Origin of the sequence: Pseudomonas fluorescens, assembly GCF_001623525.1 — a bacterium.
Taxonomy (GTDB): domain Bacteria; phylum Pseudomonadota; class Gammaproteobacteria; order Pseudomonadales; family Pseudomonadaceae; genus Aquipseudomonas; species Aquipseudomonas fluorescens_Q.
Map to the genome: position 1 here is coordinate 5,961,376 of NZ_CP015225.1, position 17,511 is coordinate 5,978,886.

12 protein-coding genes, 2 tRNA genes and 3 rRNA genes are annotated in these 17,511 nt (G+C 56.5%); 16 read left to right on the forward strand and 1 reads right to left on the reverse strand.

What is annotated here, in order from left to right:
* Positions 1-12: 12 nt before the first annotated feature.
* Both TK06_RS25805 and TK06_RS25810 read left to right on the forward strand, forming a co-directional pair.
* Entirely contained in the window at positions 13-732 is a 720-nt protein-coding gene (locus TK06_RS25805) for a tetratricopeptide repeat protein (protein ID WP_063324356.1), read from the forward strand.
* Positions 732-1,061 carry a YqcC family protein gene (locus TK06_RS25810; protein WP_063324357.1) on the forward strand — a complete coding sequence of 110 codons (330 nt, stop codon included), beginning with the start codon at positions 732-734 and terminating at the stop codon, positions 1,059-1,061. The genes TK06_RS25805 and TK06_RS25810 overlap by 1 nt, the downstream gene beginning before the upstream one ends.
* A 6-nt stretch (positions 1,062-1,067) precedes the next feature.
* On the opposite strand, the gene TK06_RS25815 is transcribed toward TK06_RS25810, so the two are convergent.
* Positions 1,068-1,490 (reverse strand): DUF4124 domain-containing protein, encoded by a 423-nt coding sequence (locus TK06_RS25815; RefSeq protein WP_063324358.1) that lies wholly within the window; start codon positions 1,488-1,490, stop codon positions 1,068-1,070.
* A 401-nt stretch (positions 1,491-1,891) separates the two neighbouring features.
* On the opposite strand from TK06_RS25815, the gene TK06_RS25820 reads away from it, so the two are divergent.
* The 14 genes from TK06_RS25820 to TK06_RS25885 all read left to right on the forward strand — a co-directional run bounded on the left by TK06_RS25820 (position 1,892) and on the right by TK06_RS25885 (position 17,401).
* Positions 1,892-3,616 (forward strand): acetolactate synthase 3 large subunit, encoded by a 1,725-nt coding sequence (locus tag TK06_RS25820; protein ID WP_003205612.1) that lies wholly within the window; start codon positions 1,892-1,894, stop codon positions 3,614-3,616.
* Positions 3,617-3,618: 2 nt separating this feature from the next.
* Positions 3,619-4,110 carry an acetolactate synthase small subunit gene (gene ilvN, locus TK06_RS25825; protein ID WP_003205610.1) on the forward strand — a complete coding sequence of 164 codons (492 nt, stop codon included), beginning with the start codon at positions 3,619-3,621 and terminating at the stop codon, positions 4,108-4,110.
* A 45-nt stretch (positions 4,111-4,155) separates the two neighbouring features.
* A complete protein-coding gene (ilvC, locus tag TK06_RS25830; RefSeq protein WP_024779611.1) occupies positions 4,156-5,172 on the forward strand; it encodes a ketol-acid reductoisomerase in 1,017 nt (338 codons plus the stop codon).
* A 145-nt stretch (positions 5,173-5,317) separates the two neighbouring features.
* Positions 5,318-6,163: a CDP-diacylglycerol--serine O-phosphatidyltransferase gene (pssA, locus tag TK06_RS25835; protein WP_063324359.1), complete on the forward strand. Its 846-nt coding sequence runs from the start codon at positions 5,318-5,320 to the stop codon at positions 6,161-6,163.
* Between the two features lie 75 nt (positions 6,164-6,238).
* Positions 6,239-7,252 carry a protein-methionine-sulfoxide reductase catalytic subunit MsrP gene (gene msrP, locus TK06_RS25840; protein WP_063324360.1) on the forward strand — a complete coding sequence of 338 codons (1,014 nt, stop codon included), beginning with the start codon at positions 6,239-6,241 and terminating at the stop codon, positions 7,250-7,252.
* Positions 7,252-7,872, forward strand: a complete 621-nt coding sequence (gene msrQ, locus TK06_RS25845; RefSeq protein WP_063324361.1) for a protein-methionine-sulfoxide reductase heme-binding subunit MsrQ — start codon at positions 7,252-7,254, stop codon at positions 7,870-7,872. Before msrP ends, msrQ begins: the two co-directional genes overlap by 1 nt.
* Positions 7,873-8,425: 553 nt before the next feature.
* Positions 8,426-9,962: ribosomal RNA gene (locus TK06_RS25850) — 16S ribosomal RNA — on the forward strand.
* A gap of 123 nt (positions 9,963-10,085) precedes the next feature.
* Positions 10,086-10,162, forward strand: a tRNA-Ile gene (locus TK06_RS25855).
* A 30-nt stretch (positions 10,163-10,192) separates the two neighbouring features.
* A tRNA-Ala gene (locus tag TK06_RS25860) sits at positions 10,193-10,268 on the forward strand.
* Positions 10,269-10,512: 244 nt separating this feature from the next.
* A 23S ribosomal RNA gene (locus TK06_RS25865) occupies positions 10,513-13,401 on the forward strand.
* A gap of 170 nt (positions 13,402-13,571) precedes the next feature.
* Positions 13,572-13,687: ribosomal RNA gene (rrf, locus tag TK06_RS25870) — 5S ribosomal RNA — on the forward strand.
* Together the 16S, 23S and 5S rRNA genes with 2 tRNA genes alongside form the textbook arrangement of a ribosomal RNA operon.
* 148 nt (positions 13,688-13,835) lie before the next feature.
* Complete coding sequence (locus TK06_RS25875; protein WP_058546013.1) at positions 13,836-14,495, forward strand: paraquat-inducible protein A; 660 nt, start codon at positions 13,836-13,838, stop codon at positions 14,493-14,495.
* Positions 14,482-15,105, forward strand: coding sequence for a paraquat-inducible protein A (locus TK06_RS25880; protein WP_063324362.1), 624 nt, complete (start codon positions 14,482-14,484; stop codon positions 15,103-15,105). Before TK06_RS25875 ends, TK06_RS25880 begins: the two co-directional genes overlap by 14 nt.
* Positions 15,098-17,401 (forward strand): PqiB family protein, encoded by a 2,304-nt coding sequence (locus TK06_RS25885; protein WP_063325219.1) that lies wholly within the window; start codon positions 15,098-15,100, stop codon positions 17,399-17,401. The genes TK06_RS25880 and TK06_RS25885 overlap by 8 nt, the downstream gene beginning before the upstream one ends.
* Positions 17,402-17,511: the final 110 nt, after the last annotated feature.

Sequence of the window (17,511 nt, forward strand, 5' to 3'; positions counted from 1 at the left end):
AGAGGGTTTCAAGTGAACAAGTGGTTGATTCCAGCGGTAACAGCCGTGGCTTTGCTCAGTGGTTGTTCTACCGTACAACGTGGTTCGATTCCGGTCGTTGACTCCGGCACCGCTGTTTCCAACAGTGAGCGGGTCTCGGCCAACGGCGGTTTCCGTCAGACGACGGTAAAGCGGCCGGTGCAGGGCCAGGTCCAGGCAATCCCGCAGGGCGACACCGGTGTCGTCGTGATGGTGCCAGGTGGCGGCGCGACGACCTCGGCGCCGATCAGCAGCACGCCGATCACGCCGGGCCCGATCACCCCCGGGCCAATCGAAACCTCGCCGATCGATCAGGGCAGCTACAGCATGCCTTCGACGCCGAGCAGCATTCCGTCGGCAGGAGCCGGTGGTCTGTCCGCCGATGAACAGCTCGACGGCCCGGTGCTGGCCCTGCTGACCACCGCGCAACAGCAACAGGCCGGCGGTGACCTCAACGGTGCGTCCTCCAGCCTGGAGCGCGCCCAGCGTGTCGCGCCGCGCGAACCCCAGGTGCTTTATCGCCTGGCCCAGGTGCGCATGGCCCAGGGCGACGCGCCGCAAGCCGAACAGCTGGCCCGTCGTGGCCTGACATTCTCCAGTGGTCGTCCGGCGCTCCAGGCCAGCCTGTGGGAATTGATCGCCCAGGCCCGTGAGAAACAGGGCGATTCCGCTGGCGCGGCATTGGCCCGTCAGAAGGCCAAGGTTTCGCTCTGATGGATACGCGTTTTCCTCGAGTCGCCGATCAGTTGCTGTTGATCGAGCGGGAACTGCGGGTCCAGGGCTGGTGGAGCGATGTGTCGCCTTCGGCGCAGGCGCTGGCCAGCGTCGAGCCGTTCGCGGTCGACACCCTGGACTTCGAGCAATGGCTGCAATGGATCTTCCTGCCCAGGATGAAAACTATCCTGGAAAACGACCTGCCGCTGCCCAACGCCTCGGGCATCCTTGCCATGGCCGAGATGGTCTATGCCCAGCGGCCAGGGCAGGGCATCGAGTTGCAGCGGCTGCTGGCGCAGTTCGATCAGTTGATCAGCAACGCCGGCTGACCGGCGTTACTGACAGTTCTCCTCGATTTGCTTGCGGGTCTCGTCGATCCGCAGGCGCCGCTCCTCATCGGTGAGGCGGCGCATTTCCCCCTCCACGTCTTCACGTACCCTGGGATTGTTCTGCAATTGCGCCAGGTTGGTCCGCGCCTGTTCGCAGAACGCCTTTAGTTGGGCTTCCTGCTCGGCAATCTGTTTCTTGACCTGTTGGTCGATGGCCTTTTGGTCGCCAATGACTCCGCCAGACGGCGGTGCCGCCGGTTTGGCGGGCGGCTGGGCGGACTTGATCACTGTCGTGGCCTCCGTGCCTTCCGGCGGCTGGGCGCCGAAGTGGGTAACGCCTTGGGCGTCCACCCATTTGTAGACCTGGCCGGCCATGCACATCGGGCTCAGGCCAACCAGCAGGCTGGCCGTCAAGAAGATCATTCGCATGCTGTTTCCTTGTCATGGGTTGCGCAATTGAAGCTAACACAGTTGCCGTTTAAAGGTTTTTTCTTGCGTTCTCATGCGCTTACTTCGAATAAAACACATAGACGACTTGACTTGAAGGAGGCGAAACAGAAGAATCCAAAGTCCGCTGTAGAGGGACTGCCAGAAGCAGACCCACTCAGCAGATCATGAGGCGCACATCCGCGCCGACCTGTTACACCCGCAACGCGTTACCTCGCGCTGGGTGGGAAAGGCCCGCAACACTTGGGACGATCCCAATACTTGCTCAGTCAGTGCTGACGTAGTCGGCGACCACCGTCGCTCATGCTCTGCCGAGAAGTAAACCTATTAAGACCCGTCCCTTTCTTGTGGGTCGGTATTCTGGCGTTTTAGAGGTGAACAACGTGGAGCTTTTATCTGGCGGTGAGATGCTCGTCCGCTTTTTGCGTGACGAAGGCGTCAAATATATCTACGGGTACCCCGGTGGTGCTCTTCTTCATGTCTATGATGCCCTGTTCAAAGAACCGGAAGTGACCCACATCCTGGTTCGTCACGAGCAGGCGGCCACCCATATGGCTGACGGCTATGCCCGTGCCACCGGCAAGGCCGGCGTGGTACTGGTGACTTCCGGTCCAGGCGCCACGAACGCCATCACCGGTATCGCTACCGCGTACATGGACTCCATCCCGATGGTGATCATTTCCGGCCAGGTGCCCAGCACCATGGTGGGGACCGATGCATTCCAGGAAACCGACATGATCGGTATCTCCCGGCCGATCGTGAAGCACAGCTTCATGATCAAGCACGCATCGGAGATCCCGGAAGTCATGAAGAAGGCCTTCTACCTGGCTGAATCCGGTCGTCCTGGCCCGGTTGTGGTCGATGTCCCGAAAGACATGACCAACCCGGCCGAGAAGTTCGAATACATCTTCCCGAAAAAAGCCAAGCTGCGTTCCTACAGCCCGGCCGTACGCGGCCACTCCGGGCAAATCCGCAAGGCAGCCGAAATGCTCCTGGCGGCCAAGCGCCCGGTGCTGTACTCCGGTGGTGGCGTGATCCTCGGCGGTGGCTCCGCGCCGCTGACTGAACTGGCAAAAATGCTCAACCTGCCGGTCACCAATACGCTGATGGGCCTGGGCGCGTTCCCTGGCACCGACCGTCAGTTCATCGGTATGCTTGGCATGCACGGCAGCTACACCGCCAACCTGGCGATGCACCACGCCGATGTCATCCTGGCGGTCGGCGCACGTTTCGACGACCGCGTTATCAATGGGCCGGCGAAATTCTGCCCGAACGCCAAGATCATCCACATCGACATCGACCCGGCGTCCATCTCCAAGACCATCAAGGCAGACGTGCCGATTGTCGGTCCTGTAGAGAGCGTGCTGACCGAAATGGTCGCCATCCTCAAGGAAATCGGCGAGGTTCCTAACAAGGAGTCCGTGGCCAGCTGGTGGAAGCAGGTCGATGAATGGCGCGGCGATCGTGGCCTGTTCCCTTATGACAAGGGTGACGGCAGTGTGATCAAGCCGCAGACCGTGATCGAAACCCTGTGCGAAGTGACCAAGGGCGATGCCTTTGTGACCTCCGACGTGGGCCAGCACCAGATGTTCGCTGCGCAGTACTACAAGTTCGACAAGCCCAATCGCTGGATCAACTCCGGCGGCCTGGGCACCATGGGCTTCGGTTTCCCGGCGGCCATGGGCATCAAGTTGAGCTTTCCAGAGGCTGATGTCGCCTGCGTCACCGGCGAGGGCAGCATCCAGATGAACATCCAGGAACTGTCCACCTGCCTGCAATACGGTTTGCCGGTGAAGATCGTGATCCTGAACAACGGTGTGTTGGGGATGGTTCGCCAGTGGCAGGACATGAGCTACGGCAGCCGTCACTCGCACTCGTACATGGAATCGTTGCCTGATTTCGTCAAGCTGGCGGAGGCCTACGGTCACGTTGGTGTGCGCATCACCGAATCGAAGGATTTGAAGTCGAAGATGGAGGAAGCGTTCGCCATGAAGGATCGCCTGGTGGTGATCGATATTGCGGTCGACACCAGCGAGCACGTCTACCCGATGCAGATCAAAGACGGCTCCATGCGCGATATGTGGCTGAGCAAGACGGAGCGTACCTAATCATGCGACACATTATTTCCTTGCTTCTGGAAAACGAACCGGGTGCGCTGTCTCGTGTTGTAGGCCTGTTCTCGCAGCGCAACTACAACATTGAAAGCCTGACCGTGGCGCCAACCGAAGACCCGACCCTGTCGCGTCTGACGCTGACCACCGTGGGGCACGATGAAATCATCGAGCAGATCACCAAGAACCTGAACAAGCTGATCGAGGTGGTCAAGCTGGTGGACCTGTCGGAAAGCGCTCACATCGAGCGTGAACTGATGCTGGTCAAGGTCAAGGCCACCGGCGCCCAGCGCGCCGAGATCAAACGTACTACCGATATTTATCGTGGGCAGATCGTCGATGTCAGCGCCAGCGTCTATACCGTTCAGTTGACCGGTACCAGCGACAAGCTCGACAGCTTCATTCAATCGATCGGCACTGCCTCGATTCTGGAAACCGTACGCAGTGGCGTCACCGGGATTGCCCGTGGCGACAAAGTACTGAGCATCTAAACCAAATTAGCGAATGGCCTGAACGGCCGGATAGAGGGGAAATTCATGAAAGTTTTCTACGATAAAGACTGCGACCTGTCGATCATCCAGGGCAAGAAAGTCGCCATCATCGGCTACGGTTCCCAAGGTCACGCCCAGGCGTGCAACCTGAAAGATTCCGGCGTTGACGTGACTGTCGGCCTGCGCAAAGGCTCGGCCACCGTTGCCAAGGCAGAAGCCCATGGCCTGAAAGTGGCTGACGTGGCTTCCGCCGTTGCCGCTGCCGACCTGGTCATGATCCTGACGCCGGACGAGTTCCAGGGCGCTCTGTATCGCGACGAAATCGAACCGAACATCAAGAAAGGCGCGACCCTGGCCTTCTCCCACGGTTTCTCGATCCATTACAACCAGGTCGTGCCGCGTGCCGACCTCGACGTGATCATGATCGCGCCGAAGGCCCCGGGCCACACCGTGCGTTCCGAGTTCGTGAAAGGCGGCGGTATCCCTGACCTGATCGCGATCTACCAGGACGCTTCGGGCAATGCCAAGAACGTGGCCCTGTCCTACGCCGCTGGCGTGGGTGGCGGTCGTACCGGCATCATCGAAACCACGTTCAAGGACGAGACCGAAACCGACCTGTTCGGCGAGCAAGCCGTTCTGTGTGGCGGTACCGTTGAACTGGTCAAGGCCGGTTTCGAAACCCTGGTCGAAGCGGGCTACGCGCCAGAAATGGCTTACTTCGAGTGCCTGCACGAACTGAAGCTGATCGTTGACCTCATGTACGAAGGCGGTATCGCCAACATGAACTACTCGATCTCCAACAACGCCGAGTACGGCGAGTACGTGACCGGTCCGGAAGTGATCAACGCCGAATCCCGTCAGGCCATGCGCAACGCCCTGAAACGTATCCAGGACGGCGAATACGCCAAGATGTTCATCAGCGAAGGCGCCACCGGCTATCCTTCGATGACCGCCAAGCGTCGCAACAACGCTGCGCACGGTATCGAAATCATCGGCGAGCAACTGCGTTCGATGATGCCGTGGATCAGCGCCAACAAGATCGTCGACAAAGCCAAGAACTAAGTCGCGAACTTGAGTCGAAAAACGCGGCCTTGGCCGCGTTTTTTCGTTTGGGCGGTGGCTTCTGGTATAAAGCTGCATCGTTTGCGGCCGAACCGTCGTCCCAGACATCTGTCGAATTTTTTCACACCGTTGCAAGGTATTGTCCATGAGCGAACGTCCCGACGAGCCAAACCAGGCTCCTGACGCCGAAAGCCTGCTACCCATCGATGAACACGTCGAAGAAGGCCATGACGCTGAAGGCCGTAAGGTCCGGCATCGTGGCATCTATCTATTGCCGAACCTGTTCACCACCGCGAACCTGTTCGCCGGTTTCTATTCCATCATCAACTCCATGAGTGCCCAGGCTGCCTTGAGCGCCGGGGATGGCGCAGGGGCGAGCCGTTACTTCGCGTTCGCCGCCATTGCGATCTTCGTCGCCATGGTGCTCGATGGTCTGGACGGGCGCGTGGCCCGCATGACCAATACCCAGAGTGCGTTTGGCGCTGAGTATGATTCACTGTCCGACATGGTCGCCTTTGGCGTGGCTCCCGCCTTGCTGGCGTTCGGCTGGGCGCTGGGAGACATGGGCAAGGTCGGCTGGATGGTTGCCTTTATCTATGTGGCGGGGGCGGCGTTGCGCCTGGCGCGTTTCAACACCCAGGTTGGCAAGGCTGACAAACGTTACTTCATCGGCCTGGCCAGTCCGGCCGCGGCGGGTGTCGTGGCAGGTGTCGTCTGGGCATTCAGCGACTACGGCATCCAGGGGTCGAAAATGTCGTTCCTGGTGGCGTTGCTGGTTGCGGCGGCCGGGATGTTGATGGTCAGCAACATCAAATACAACAGCTTCAAGGAGCTCGACCTGAAGGGGCGTGTGCCGTTCGTGGCGATTCTGGCGGTGGTGCTGGTGTTCGCAGTGGTGTTCAGTGATCCACCGCGTATCCTGTTGTTGGTTTTCCTGGGCTATGCCGCTTCCGGACCGGTGCAATACTTGTTGCGTCTTCGCCGACGCTAAACGTTGCCTTAATGTAATTTCCCCCATACTCCGCAGTCTATTGGTGCACCTGCCCTCCAATACTGCGGAGTTGTCATGCTGATCAAGATCCCTAAGTCGTCCGACTGCCGTGAATCGGACGTCACGCCCGAATCCCTCTATCTATCCCGTCGGCAAATGCTCGGTGCGTCCCTGGCTGGTCTCGCCGTCAGCGGCTTGCCTCAATGGGCCAGTGCTGCCGATGCGGCGCGTTATGCCGATGTCGAGCCCGGCAAGGCGCCGTCCTGGTTTGCCGAGAAACTGCCCTCGGTCCAATGGGGCGTGGTCACGGTCAAGAATGAACCCATCACGCCGTTCAAGGACGCAACTCATTACAACAACTTCTATGAGTTCGGAACTGACAAGGGAGACCCGGCAGCCAATGCTGGATCGTTGAAGACCGAGCCCTGGAGCGTGGTCGTGGACGGGGAGGTGGGCAAGCCGGGACGCTACGGGTTGGAAGACTTCATGAAGCCTTATCAACTGGAAGAGCGTATCTATCGATTGCGCTGTGTCGAGGCTTGGTCGATGGTCATTCCGTGGATTGGCTTCCCCATCTCTGCCTTGCTCAAGCAGGTCGAGCCGACCTCCAAGGCCAAGTACATCCGCTTCGAAACCCTGCAGGATCCCAAGGTCATGCCGGGGCAGCGTTCCGGTTTCGCCTTGATCGACTGGCCGTATGTCGAAGGCTTGCGATTGGATGAGGCCATGAACCCGTTGGCCATTCTGGCGGTGGGAATGTACGGGCGGGAGTTGCCGAACCAGAACGGCGCGCCGCTGCGGTTGGTGGTCCCATGGAAATACGGTTTCAAAAGTGTGAAGTCCATCGTGCGTATCAGTCTGGTGAGTGAGCAGCCAAAGACGACTTGGCAGAGCATTGCGTCTGACGAATACGGTTTTTATGCCAACGTCAATCCGACGGTCGATCACCCGCGGTGGACCCAGGCGCATGAGCGTCGTTTACCGAGCGGGCTGTTCAGTCCCAATGTCCGCGATACGTTGATGTTCAACGGCTATCAGGATGAAGTCGCTTCTTTATATGCAGGGATGGACCTGAGGAAGGACTACTGATGCGTTTTCCCGTCTGGCGAGTCGGCGTCTTCATTGCGGCGGCGATCTGGCCCTTGTTCTGGCTTTACGAGGCCTTGATGAACTCGCTGGGTCCTGACCCGGGCAAGGTGCTGGTGGATCGGCTCGGGTTGGGCACGTTGATCCTGTTGTTGATCACCTTGAGCATGACGCTGCTGCAAAAGCTGACGGGATGGGCGGGGTGGATTGCGGTCAGGCGGCAGTTGGGGTTGTGGTGCTTTGCTTATGTGGTGCTGCATTTGAGTGGGTATGCGGCGTTCATATTGGGCTTCGACTGGTCGCAGTTGGGCGTCGAGTTGAGCAAGCGGCCTTACATTATCGTCGGGGCGCTTGGGTTTCTCGGCCTGCTGGCGTTGGCGGTCACATCCAATCGCTACAGTCAGCGGCGGCTTGGCATGCGTTGGAAGAAATTGCATCGCCTGGTTTATCTGATCCTGGGGCTTGGGTTGCTGCATATGCTGTGGATCGTGCGTGCAGATCTGAAGGAGTGGGCGATATACGCCTTTATAGGGGCTGTACTGTTGATGCTAAGAGTCCCGCCGGTTATGCGCCGGATCCCGCGTTTGCGGGGTAGGAAAGTCTCTTCTGCAACAAAAGCGTAATTAAGGGTTGACGGCAGATTCTGGAAGTCTATAATTCGCCCCACTTCCGGCGCAGTCGAAACGGAAAACTCCTTGAGATTCAACGAGTTAAGTAAGTTTCGAAGGTGTTGGGCTTCAGTTCATCGAAGCCCGGAAGGAGCAGGTGGAGCGGTGTTGTTTGGCTCTATCGGCGGTTCGATCTTCTCGGTCGAAAGTGGTGAAAAAGAGGTGTTGACAGCAGCGAGTAACGCTGTAGAATTCGCCTCCCGCTAACGAGAGATCGGAAGCGCAAGTGGTTGAAGTTGTTGATGTTTCCGAAGCGAAACTTTGAAAACTTCTGAAAATAACCGCTTGACAGATACACGGGGCGCTGTAGAATGCGCGCCTCGGTTGAGACGAAAGACTCAGCCAGCCGCTCTTTAACAACTGAATCAAGCAATTCGTGTGGGTGCTTGTGGAGTCAGACTGCTAGTCAACAGATTATCAGCATCACAAGTTACTCCGCGAGAAATCAAAGATGTAACCAACGATTGCTGAGCCAAGTTTAGGGTTTTCTCAAAACCCAAAGATGTTTGAACTGAAGAGTTTGATCATGGCTCAGATTGAACGCTGGCGGCAGGCCTAACACATGCAAGTCGAGCGGTAGAGAGAAGCTTGCTTCTCTTGAGAGCGGCGGACGGGTGAGTAATGCCTAGGAATCTGCCTGGTAGTGGGGGATAACGCTCGGAAACGGACGCTAATACCGCATACGTCCTACGGGAGAAAGCAGGGGACCTTCGGGCCTTGCGCTATCAGATGAGCCTAGGTCGGATTAGCTAGTTGGTGAGGTAATGGCTCACCAAGGCGACGATCCGTAACTGGTCTGAGAGGATGATCAGTCACACTGGAACTGAGACACGGTCCAGACTCCTACGGGAGGCAGCAGTGGGGAATATTGGACAATGGGCGAAAGCCTGATCCAGCCATGCCGCGTGTGTGAAGAAGGTCTTCGGATTGTAAAGCACTTTAAGTTGGGAGGAAGGGCATTAACCTAATACGTTAGTGTTTTGACGTTACCGACAGAATAAGCACCGGCTAACTCTGTGCCAGCAGCCGCGGTAATACAGAGGGTGCAAGCGTTAATCGGAATTACTGGGCGTAAAGCGCGCGTAGGTGGTTCGTTAAGTTGGATGTGAAAGCCCCGGGCTCAACCTGGGAACTGCATTCAAAACTGTCGAGCTAGAGTATGGTAGAGGGTGGTGGAATTTCCTGTGTAGCGGTGAAATGCGTAGATATAGGAAGGAACACCAGTGGCGAAGGCGACCACCTGGACTGATACTGACACTGAGGTGCGAAAGCGTGGGGAGCAAACAGGATTAGATACCCTGGTAGTCCACGCCGTAAACGATGTCAACTAGCCGTTGGGAGCCTTGAGCTCTTAGTGGCGCAGCTAACGCATTAAGTTGACCGCCTGGGGAGTACGGCCGCAAGGTTAAAACTCAAATGAATTGACGGGGGCCCGCACAAGCGGTGGAGCATGTGGTTTAATTCGAAGCAACGCGAAGAACCTTACCAGGCCTTGACATCCAATGAACTTTCCAGAGATGGATTGGTGCCTTCGGGAACATTGAGACAGGTGCTGCATGGCTGTCGTCAGCTCGTGTCGTGAGATGTTGGGTTAAGTCCCGTAACGAGCGCAACCCTTGTCCTTAGTTACCAGCACGTAATGGTGGGCACTCTAAGGAGACTGCCGGTGACAAACCGGAGGAAGGTGGGGATGACGTCAAGTCATCATGGCCCTTACGGCCTGGGCTACACACGTGCTACAATGGTCGGTACAGAGGGTTGCCAAGCCGCGAGGTGGAGCTAATCCCACAAAACCGATCGTAGTCCGGATCGCAGTCTGCAACTCGACTGCGTGAAGTCGGAATCGCTAGTAATCGCGAATCAGAATGTCGCGGTGAATACGTTCCCGGGCCTTGTACACACCGCCCGTCACACCATGGGAGTGGGTTGCACCAGAAGTAGCTAGTCTAACCTTCGGGGGGACGGTTACCACGGTGTGATTCATGACTGGGGTGAAGTCGTAACAAGGTAGCCGTAGGGGAACCTGCGGCTGGATCACCTCCTTAATCGACGACCGCAGCTGCTTCATGAGCTCCCACACGAATTGCTTGATTCATTGAAGAAGACGATAGAAGCAGCTTTAAGCTCCAAGCTGATAGCTCATAGCTAACAGTTACAAGCTCGAAATTGGGTCTGTAGCTCAGTTGGTTAGAGCACACCCCTGATAAGGGTGAGGTCGGCAGTTCGAATCTGCCCAGACCCACCAATTTTGTGTGGGAAACGCCTGTAGAAATACGGGGCCATAGCTCAGCTGGGAGAGCGCCTGCCTTGCACGCAGGAGGTCAGCGGTTCGATCCCGCTTGGCTCCACCACTACTGCTTCGATTGTATAAAGCTTAGAAATGAGCATTCCATCAAACGATGGTGAATGTTGATTTCTAGTCTTTGACTAGTTCGTTCTTTAAAAATTTGGGTATGTGATAGAAAGATAGACTGGACGTTACTTTCACTGGTAACGGATCAGGCTAAGGTAAAATTTGTGAGTTGCTCTTTGAGCAAGATCGAATTTTCGGCGAATGTCGTCTTCACAGTATAACCAGATTGCTTGGGGTTATATGGTCAAGTGAAGAAGCGCATACGGTGGATGCCTTGGCAGTCAGAGGCGATGAAAGACGTGGTAGCCTGCGAAAAGCTTCGGGGAGTCGGCAAACAGACTGTGATCCGGAGATGTCTGAATGGGGGAACCCAGCCATCATAAGATGGTTATCTTGTACTGAATACATAGGTGCAAGAAGCGAACCAGGGGAACTGAAACATCTAAGTACCCTGAGGAAAAGAAATCAACCGAGATTCCCTTAGTAGTGGCGAGCGAACGGGGACTAGCCCTTAAGCTTCTTTGATTTTAGCGGAACGCTCTGGAAAGTGCGGCCATAGTGGGTGATAGCCCTGTACGCGAAAGGATCTTAGAAGTGAAATCGAGTAGGACGGAGCACGAGAAACTTTGTCTGAATATGGGGGACCATCCTCCAAGGCTAAATACTACTGACTGACCGATAGTGAACTAGTACCGTGAGGGAAAGGCGAAAAGAACCCCGGAGAGGGGAGTGAAATAGATCCTGAAACCGTATGCGTACAAGCAGTGGGAGCCCACTTTGTTGGGTGACTGCGTACCTTTTGTATAATGGGTCAGCGACTTATTTTCAGTGGCGAGCTTAACCGAATAGGGGAGGCGTAGCGAAAGCGAGTCTTAATAGGGCGTCTAGTCGCTGGGAATAGACCCGAAACCGGGCGATCTATCCATGGGCAGGTTGAAGGTTAGGTAACACTGACTGGAGGACCGAACCGACTACCGTTGAAAAGTTAGCGGATGACCTGTGGATCGGAGTGAAAGGCTAATCAAGCTCGGAGATAGCTGGTTCTCCTCGAAAGCTATTTAGGTAGCGCCTCATGTATCACTGTAGGGGGTAGAGCACTGTTTCGGCTAGGGGGTCATCCCGACTTACCAAACCGATGCAAACTCCGAATACCTACAAGTGCCGAGCATGGGAGACACACGGCGGGTGCTAACGTCCGTCGTGAAAAGGGAAACAACCCAGACCGTCAGCTAAGGTCCCAAAGTTATGGTTAAGTGGGAAACGATGTGGGAAGGCTTAGACAGCTAGGAGGTTGGCTTAGAAGCAGCCACCCTTTAAAGAAAGCGTAATAGCTCACTAGTCGAGTCGGCCTGCGCGGAAGATGTAACGGGGCTCAAACCATACACCGAAGCTACGGGTATCACGCAAGTGATGCGGTAGAGGAGCGTTCTGTAAGCCTGTGAAGGTGAGTTGAGAAGCTTGCTGGAGGTATCAGAAGTGCGAATGCTGACATGAGTAACGACAATGGGTGTGAAAAACACCCACGCCGAAAGACCAAGGTTTCCTGCGCAACGTTAATCGACGCAGGGTTAGTCGGTCCCTAAGGCGAGGCTGAAAAGCGTAGTCGATGGAAAACAGGTTAATATTCCTGTACTTCTGGTTATTGCGATGGAGGGACGGAGAAGGCTAGGCCAGCTTGGCGTTGGTTGTCCAAGTTTAAGGTGGTAGGCTGGAATCTTAGGTAAATCCGGGATTCTAAGGCCGAGAGCTGATGACGAGTTACCCTTTGGGTGGCGAAGTGGTTGATGCCATGCTTCCAAGAAAAGCTTCTAAGCTTCAGGTAACCAGGAACCGTACCCCAAACCGACACAGGTGGTTGGGTAGAGAATACCAAGGCGCTTGAGAGAACTCGGGTGAAGGAACTAGGCAAAATGGCACCGTAACTTCGGGAGAAGGTGCGCCGGTGAGGGTGAAGCACTTGCTGCGTAAGCCCACGCCGGTCGAAGATACCAGGCCGCTGCGACTGTTTATTAAAAACACAGCACTCTGCAAACACGAAAGTGGACGTATAGGGTGTGACGCCTGCCCGGTGCCGGAAGGTTAATTGATGGGGTTAGCTAACGCGAAGCTCTTGATCGAAGCCCCGGTAAACGGCGGCCGTAACTATAACGGTCCTAAGGTAGCGAAATTCCTTGTCGGGTAAGTTCCGACCTGCACGAATGGCGTAACGATGGCGGCGCTGTCTCCACCCGAGACTCAGTGAAATTGAAATCGCTGTGAAGATGCAGTGTATCCGCGGCTAGACGGAAAGACCCCGTGAACCTTTACTATAGCTTTGCACTGGACTTTGAATTTGCTTGTGTAGGATAGGTGGGAGGCTTTGAAGCGTGGACGCCAGTTCGCGTGGAGCCATCCTTGAAATACCACCCTGGCAACTTTGAGGTTCTAACTCAGGTCCGTTATCCGGATCGAGGACAGTGTATGGTGGGTAGTTTGACTGGGGCGGTCTCCTCCTAAAGAGTAACGGAGGAGTACGAAGGTGCGCTCAGACCGGTCGGAAATCGGTCGTAGAGTATAAAGGCAAAAGCGCGCTTGACTGCGAGACAGACACGTCGAGCAGGTACGAAAGTAGGTCTTAGTGATCCGGTGGTTCTGTATGGAAGGGCCATCGCTCAACGGATAAAAGGTACTCCGGGATAACAGGCTGATACCGCCCAAGAGTTCATATCGACGGCGGTGTTTGGCACCTCGATGTCGGCTCATCACATCCTGGGGCTGAAGCCGGTCCCAAGGGTATGGCTGTTCGCCATTTAAAGTGGTACGCGAGCTGGGTTTAGAACGTCGTGAGACAGTTCGGTCCCTATCTGCCGTGGACGTTTGAGATTTGAGAGGGGCTGCTCCTAGTACGAGAGGACCGGAGTGGACGAACCTCTGGTGTTCCGGTTGTCACGCCAGTGGCATTGCCGGGTAGCTATGTTCGGAAAAGATAACCGCTGAAAGCATCTAAGCGGGAAACTTGCCTCAAGATGAGATCTCACTGGGACCTTGAGTCCCTGAAGGGCCGTCGAAGACTACGACGTTGATAGGCAGGGTGTGTAAGCGCTGTGAGGCGTTGAGCTAACCTGTACTAATTGCCCGTGAGGCTTGACCATATAACACCCAAGCAATTTGTCACCTCCAAGCCAAAAGGCGAAAGAGACCAGATTGCGGTGTGTGAAGACGAAACGAACCGAAAGTTCGAGACGCTCGATTGCAGCACACAAACTATCGCATACCCATTCGCTGGAACGTGACCGCAAGGCACGCGCTGGCTACCGAATTTCTTGACGACCATAGAGCATTGGAACCACCTGATCCCATCCCGAACTCAGAAGTGAAACGATGCATCGCCGATGGTAGTGTGGGGTTTCCCCATGTGAGAGTAGGTCATCGTCAAGATTAAATTCCGAAACCCCTATCTGCTGATGCAGGTAGGGGTTTTGTTTTGCCCATCATAAAAGTCTGCGAACGCTCGTGATAAATTTGCACAGTTATTTCCGAGCCGGAGCACTAGAATAGCCCCACCTTAGCTGAGCCAGAGCTGTTTATGCCCGATCCGTCAGACATTGATAGGTTGTCAGATCTGCCCCTGAGCGATCTGGTGGCGTGTCATGAGTGCGACCTGTTGATGCGCAAGCCTCGACTGGCCCATGGTGAAAAAGCCGAGTGCCCCCGTTGTGGCTATGAGCTCTATGCTCACCGGCACAATGTAGTTGAACGTAGCCTTGCCTTGGTTATCGCGGCCCTGCTGTTATATGTGCCGGCCAACTTCTTACCCATCATGGAGCTCAATCTGCTTGGGCAGTCCTCCCAGGACACCGTTTGGAGTGGGGTGGTCGGTCTGTTTGATACCGGCATGCAAGGCATCGCGGCAGTGGTGTTCCTGTGCAGCATGGGCATTCCGCTGCTCAAGTTGCTCTGTCAGTTGGTGGTGCTGTTGTCCATTCGCTTGGACTTTGGCCGTAGTTACGGTTTGTTGCTGTATCGCATTTATCACCATCTACGAGACTGGGGGATGCTTGAGGTCTACCTCATGGGCGTGTTGGTGGCCATCGTCAAGTTGGCAGACATGGCGGCCATCACTGTAGGCCTTGGCCTGGTGTGCTTCATCAGTTTGTTGCTGGTCCAGGTCTGGCTGGAGGTGGTGATGTCACCCCATCAGATCTGGCAGGCGTTATCAGGAGAAGATGCCCATGCGGGCGATTGATGCAGGGATTCTGATCTGTACGGAGTGTCACGAGTTGAATCGGCAGGATGCTGAGGTCGACAACCAAACCTGTACTCGCTGCGGCGCGCTGGTTCACCCCCGTCGCCCGAACAGCTTGATGCGGACCTGGGCGTTGTTGATCACCGCCGCGATTCTTTATATTCCGGCCAACATGTTGCCGATCATGACTATCAACTCGCTGGGCCAGGGCGCCCCGAGCACCATCATGGCTGGCGTCATCGAGCTGGTTCAACACGGCATGATTCCTATTGCCGCCGTGGTGTTCATCGCCAGCATCGTTGTACCCACTTTCAAACTGGTGGGCATCGCCTTGTTGTTGTTTTCCGTGCAGCGGCATCAGCCTATGTCGGCGCAGCAACGCATCCTTATGTACCGTTTCATCGAGTTCATTGGCCGCTGGTCGATGCTGGATATTTTCGTGATCGCCATTTTGGTGGCCGTGGTGAATTTCGGACGGCTCGCCAGTGTTGAAGCCGGTCTCGGCGCGATCGCTTTCGCCAGCGTAGTGATTTTGACAATGATTGCCGCAGTAACCTTCGATCCCCGACTGATTTGGGATAACACGGAGTCGGATGACGACCATGACTGATTTGCCTACCGCTAAAACTCGACCGGCTTCGAACTGGTCGGCCATCTGGGTCCTGCCGTTGATTGCCTTGATCATCGGCGGCTGGCTTGGCTGGCGGGCTTATAACGAAACCGGAATCGAGATCAACGTGCGCTTTGAGAGTGGAGAAGGCATTCAGGTCAACAAAACCGAAGTCGTTTACAAAGGGATGACGGTCGGCAAAGTGACGGCCCTTACCCTCGATGACGAAGGCAACTCCAAGGGAGTGGTCGCGACCATCGAGATGAACAAGGACGTCGAGCAATACCTCAAGACCGGAACACGTTTCTGGCTGGTCAAGCCGAGCGTGAGCCTGGCCGGGATCACGGGTCTGGAAACCCTGGTATCGGGTAACTATGTGGCTATCAGCCCAGGTGAAGGGGAGTCGACCCGTAAGTTCAAGGCCCTGGCCGAAGAGCCGCCGCTGTCGGACGCCAAGCCGGGTTTGCACCTGACCCTCAAGGCTGATCGGTTGGGTTCGCTGAACCGTGGTAGCCCGGTGTTCTACAAACAGATTCAGGTCGGTCAGGTGAAGAGTTACCTGCTGTCCGAGGATCAGAGCAAGGTCGAGATCAAAATCTTCATCGAGCCGACCTATGCCAGCCTGGTGCGCAAACACACGCGTTTCTGGAACGCCAGTGGCATCAGCATCGATGCCAACCTCTCGGGCGTCAAAGTGCGCAGCGAGTCCCTGGCCAGCATTGTGGCCGGAGGGATTGCCTTCGCCACGCCGGAAAGCCGCAAGGACAGCCCGCCGACGGACCCAAGCCTGCCGTTCCGTCTTTACGAAGACTTTGACGCCGCTGCGGCGGGCATTCGGGTGAAGGTCAAGCTCAGCGATTTCGAAGGGTTGCAGGCCGGTCGTACGCCGGTCATGTACAAAGGTATCCAGGTCGGCAGCCTGAAGAACCTCAAGGTCGATCCGGACCTGGCCAGCGCCACGGCTGAATTGACCCTGGACCCCTTGGCCGAAGATTACCTGGTAACCGGCACGCAGTTCTGGGTCGTCAAGCCATCCATCTCCCTGGCGGGTATCACCGGCCTGGAAGCCTTGGTCAAGGGCAATTACATTGCCGTGCGTCCGGGTGACAAGGGCGGCGCGCCGCAACGCGAGTTCGAAGCTCGGGCAAAAGCTCCACCGCTGGACTTGCGTTCCCCGGGGCTGCACCTGGTCCTGCTGACCGAAAACCTCGGATCGCTGGAGGTCGGCAGTCCGATCCTCTACAAGCAGGTCAAGGTCGGGTCGGTGCAGAGCTATCAGTTCTCCCGCAAGAAGAAACAACTGATCATCGGTGTGCACATCGAGAAGGAGTACGAAGGGCTGGTCAACGGCTCGACCCGGTTCTGGAACGCCAGTGGTATCACCCTCACGGGCGGTTTGACGGGCGGGATCCAGGTCAAGAGCGAGTCCCTGCAAAGCCTGATGGCCGGCGGGATTGCCTTTGAAACGCCGGAACCGAATGTGCCGCTGAAAAGACGTATTCCGCGTTTCCGCCTGTTCGCCGATCACGAAGCCGCACAGCAGCGAGGCACTGAGGTCACGATCAAGGTCGATCGCGCCGATGGTTTGCGCAGTGGTACACCGATCCGGTTCAAAGGGTTGGATGTGGGCAAGGTCGAGGATGTTGATCTCAGTGCCGATATGCAATCGGTGCTGCTCACGGCGCGTATCACCGAAGTGCCCGAGCGCATCGCCCGGGTCGGGTCCCAGTTCTGGGTGGTCAAGCCGGAGTTGGGGTTGATGAAGACCTCCAACCTGGAAACGCTGGTCACCGGCCAATACATTGAAGTGCAGCCTTCGGCGAAAAACCTCGGGCCGCAGAAAAACTTCGTGGCCCTGGCCAACCCACCGCAAAGCGCTGTGCCCGAAGCGGGATTGAGCCTGGTGCTGAGCGCGGCCCGCCGTGGTTCGTTGAAGATCGGCGTACCGGTGACCTACCGCGAGATTACGGTGGGCAAGGTCACGGGTTATGAACTGGGCCAGACCGCGGACCGGGTGTTGATCCATATCCTGATCGAGCCCAAGTACGCGCCGCTGGTGCGCAGCGGCACGCGTTTCTGGAATAGCAGTGGCTTCGGTCTGGACTTCGGGCTGTTCAAGGGCGCGACGGTGCGAACCGAGTCGCTTGAAACGCTTATCCAGGGCGGCATTGCGTTTGCAACGCCGGATGGCGAACGAATGGGCAATCCGGCTCGACCGGAGCAGACTTTCCCGTTGTTCGATAAGTTTGAAGATGAATGGCTGACCTGGGCGCCAAAGATCAGTCTCGGCAAGTAAGCATAATGGTCGGTAATACCCGTGGCGAGGGAGCTTGCTCCCGCTGGACCGCGTAGCGGTCCTAAAGCCAGCGGCTGCTGCGCAGCCGAGCGGGAGCATGCTCCCTCGCC

Coding starts and splice junctions, on each gene's coding strand:
- TK06_RS25810 (WP_063324357.1), top strand. CDS start 732: ATGGATACGCGTTTTCCTCGAGTCGCCGATCAGTTGCTGTTGATCGAG.
- TK06_RS25815 (WP_063324358.1), bottom strand. CDS start 1,490: ATGCGAATGATCTTCTTGACGGCCAGCCTGCTGGTTGGCCTGAGCCCG.
- ilvN (WP_003205610.1), top strand. CDS start 3,619: ATGCGACACATTATTTCCTTGCTTCTGGAAAACGAACCGGGTGCGCTG.
- ilvC (WP_024779611.1), top strand. CDS start 4,156: ATGAAAGTTTTCTACGATAAAGACTGCGACCTGTCGATCATCCAGGGC.
- pssA (WP_063324359.1), top strand. CDS start 5,318: ATGAGCGAACGTCCCGACGAGCCAAACCAGGCTCCTGACGCCGAAAGC.
- msrP (WP_063324360.1), top strand. CDS start 6,239: ATGCTGATCAAGATCCCTAAGTCGTCCGACTGCCGTGAATCGGACGTC.
- msrQ (WP_063324361.1), top strand. CDS start 7,252: ATGCGTTTTCCCGTCTGGCGAGTCGGCGTCTTCATTGCGGCGGCGATC.
- TK06_RS25875 (WP_058546013.1), top strand. CDS start 13,836: ATGCCCGATCCGTCAGACATTGATAGGTTGTCAGATCTGCCCCTGAGC.
- TK06_RS25880 (WP_063324362.1), top strand. CDS start 14,482: ATGCGGGCGATTGATGCAGGGATTCTGATCTGTACGGAGTGTCACGAG.
- TK06_RS25885 (WP_063325219.1), top strand. CDS start 15,098: ATGACTGATTTGCCTACCGCTAAAACTCGACCGGCTTCGAACTGGTCG.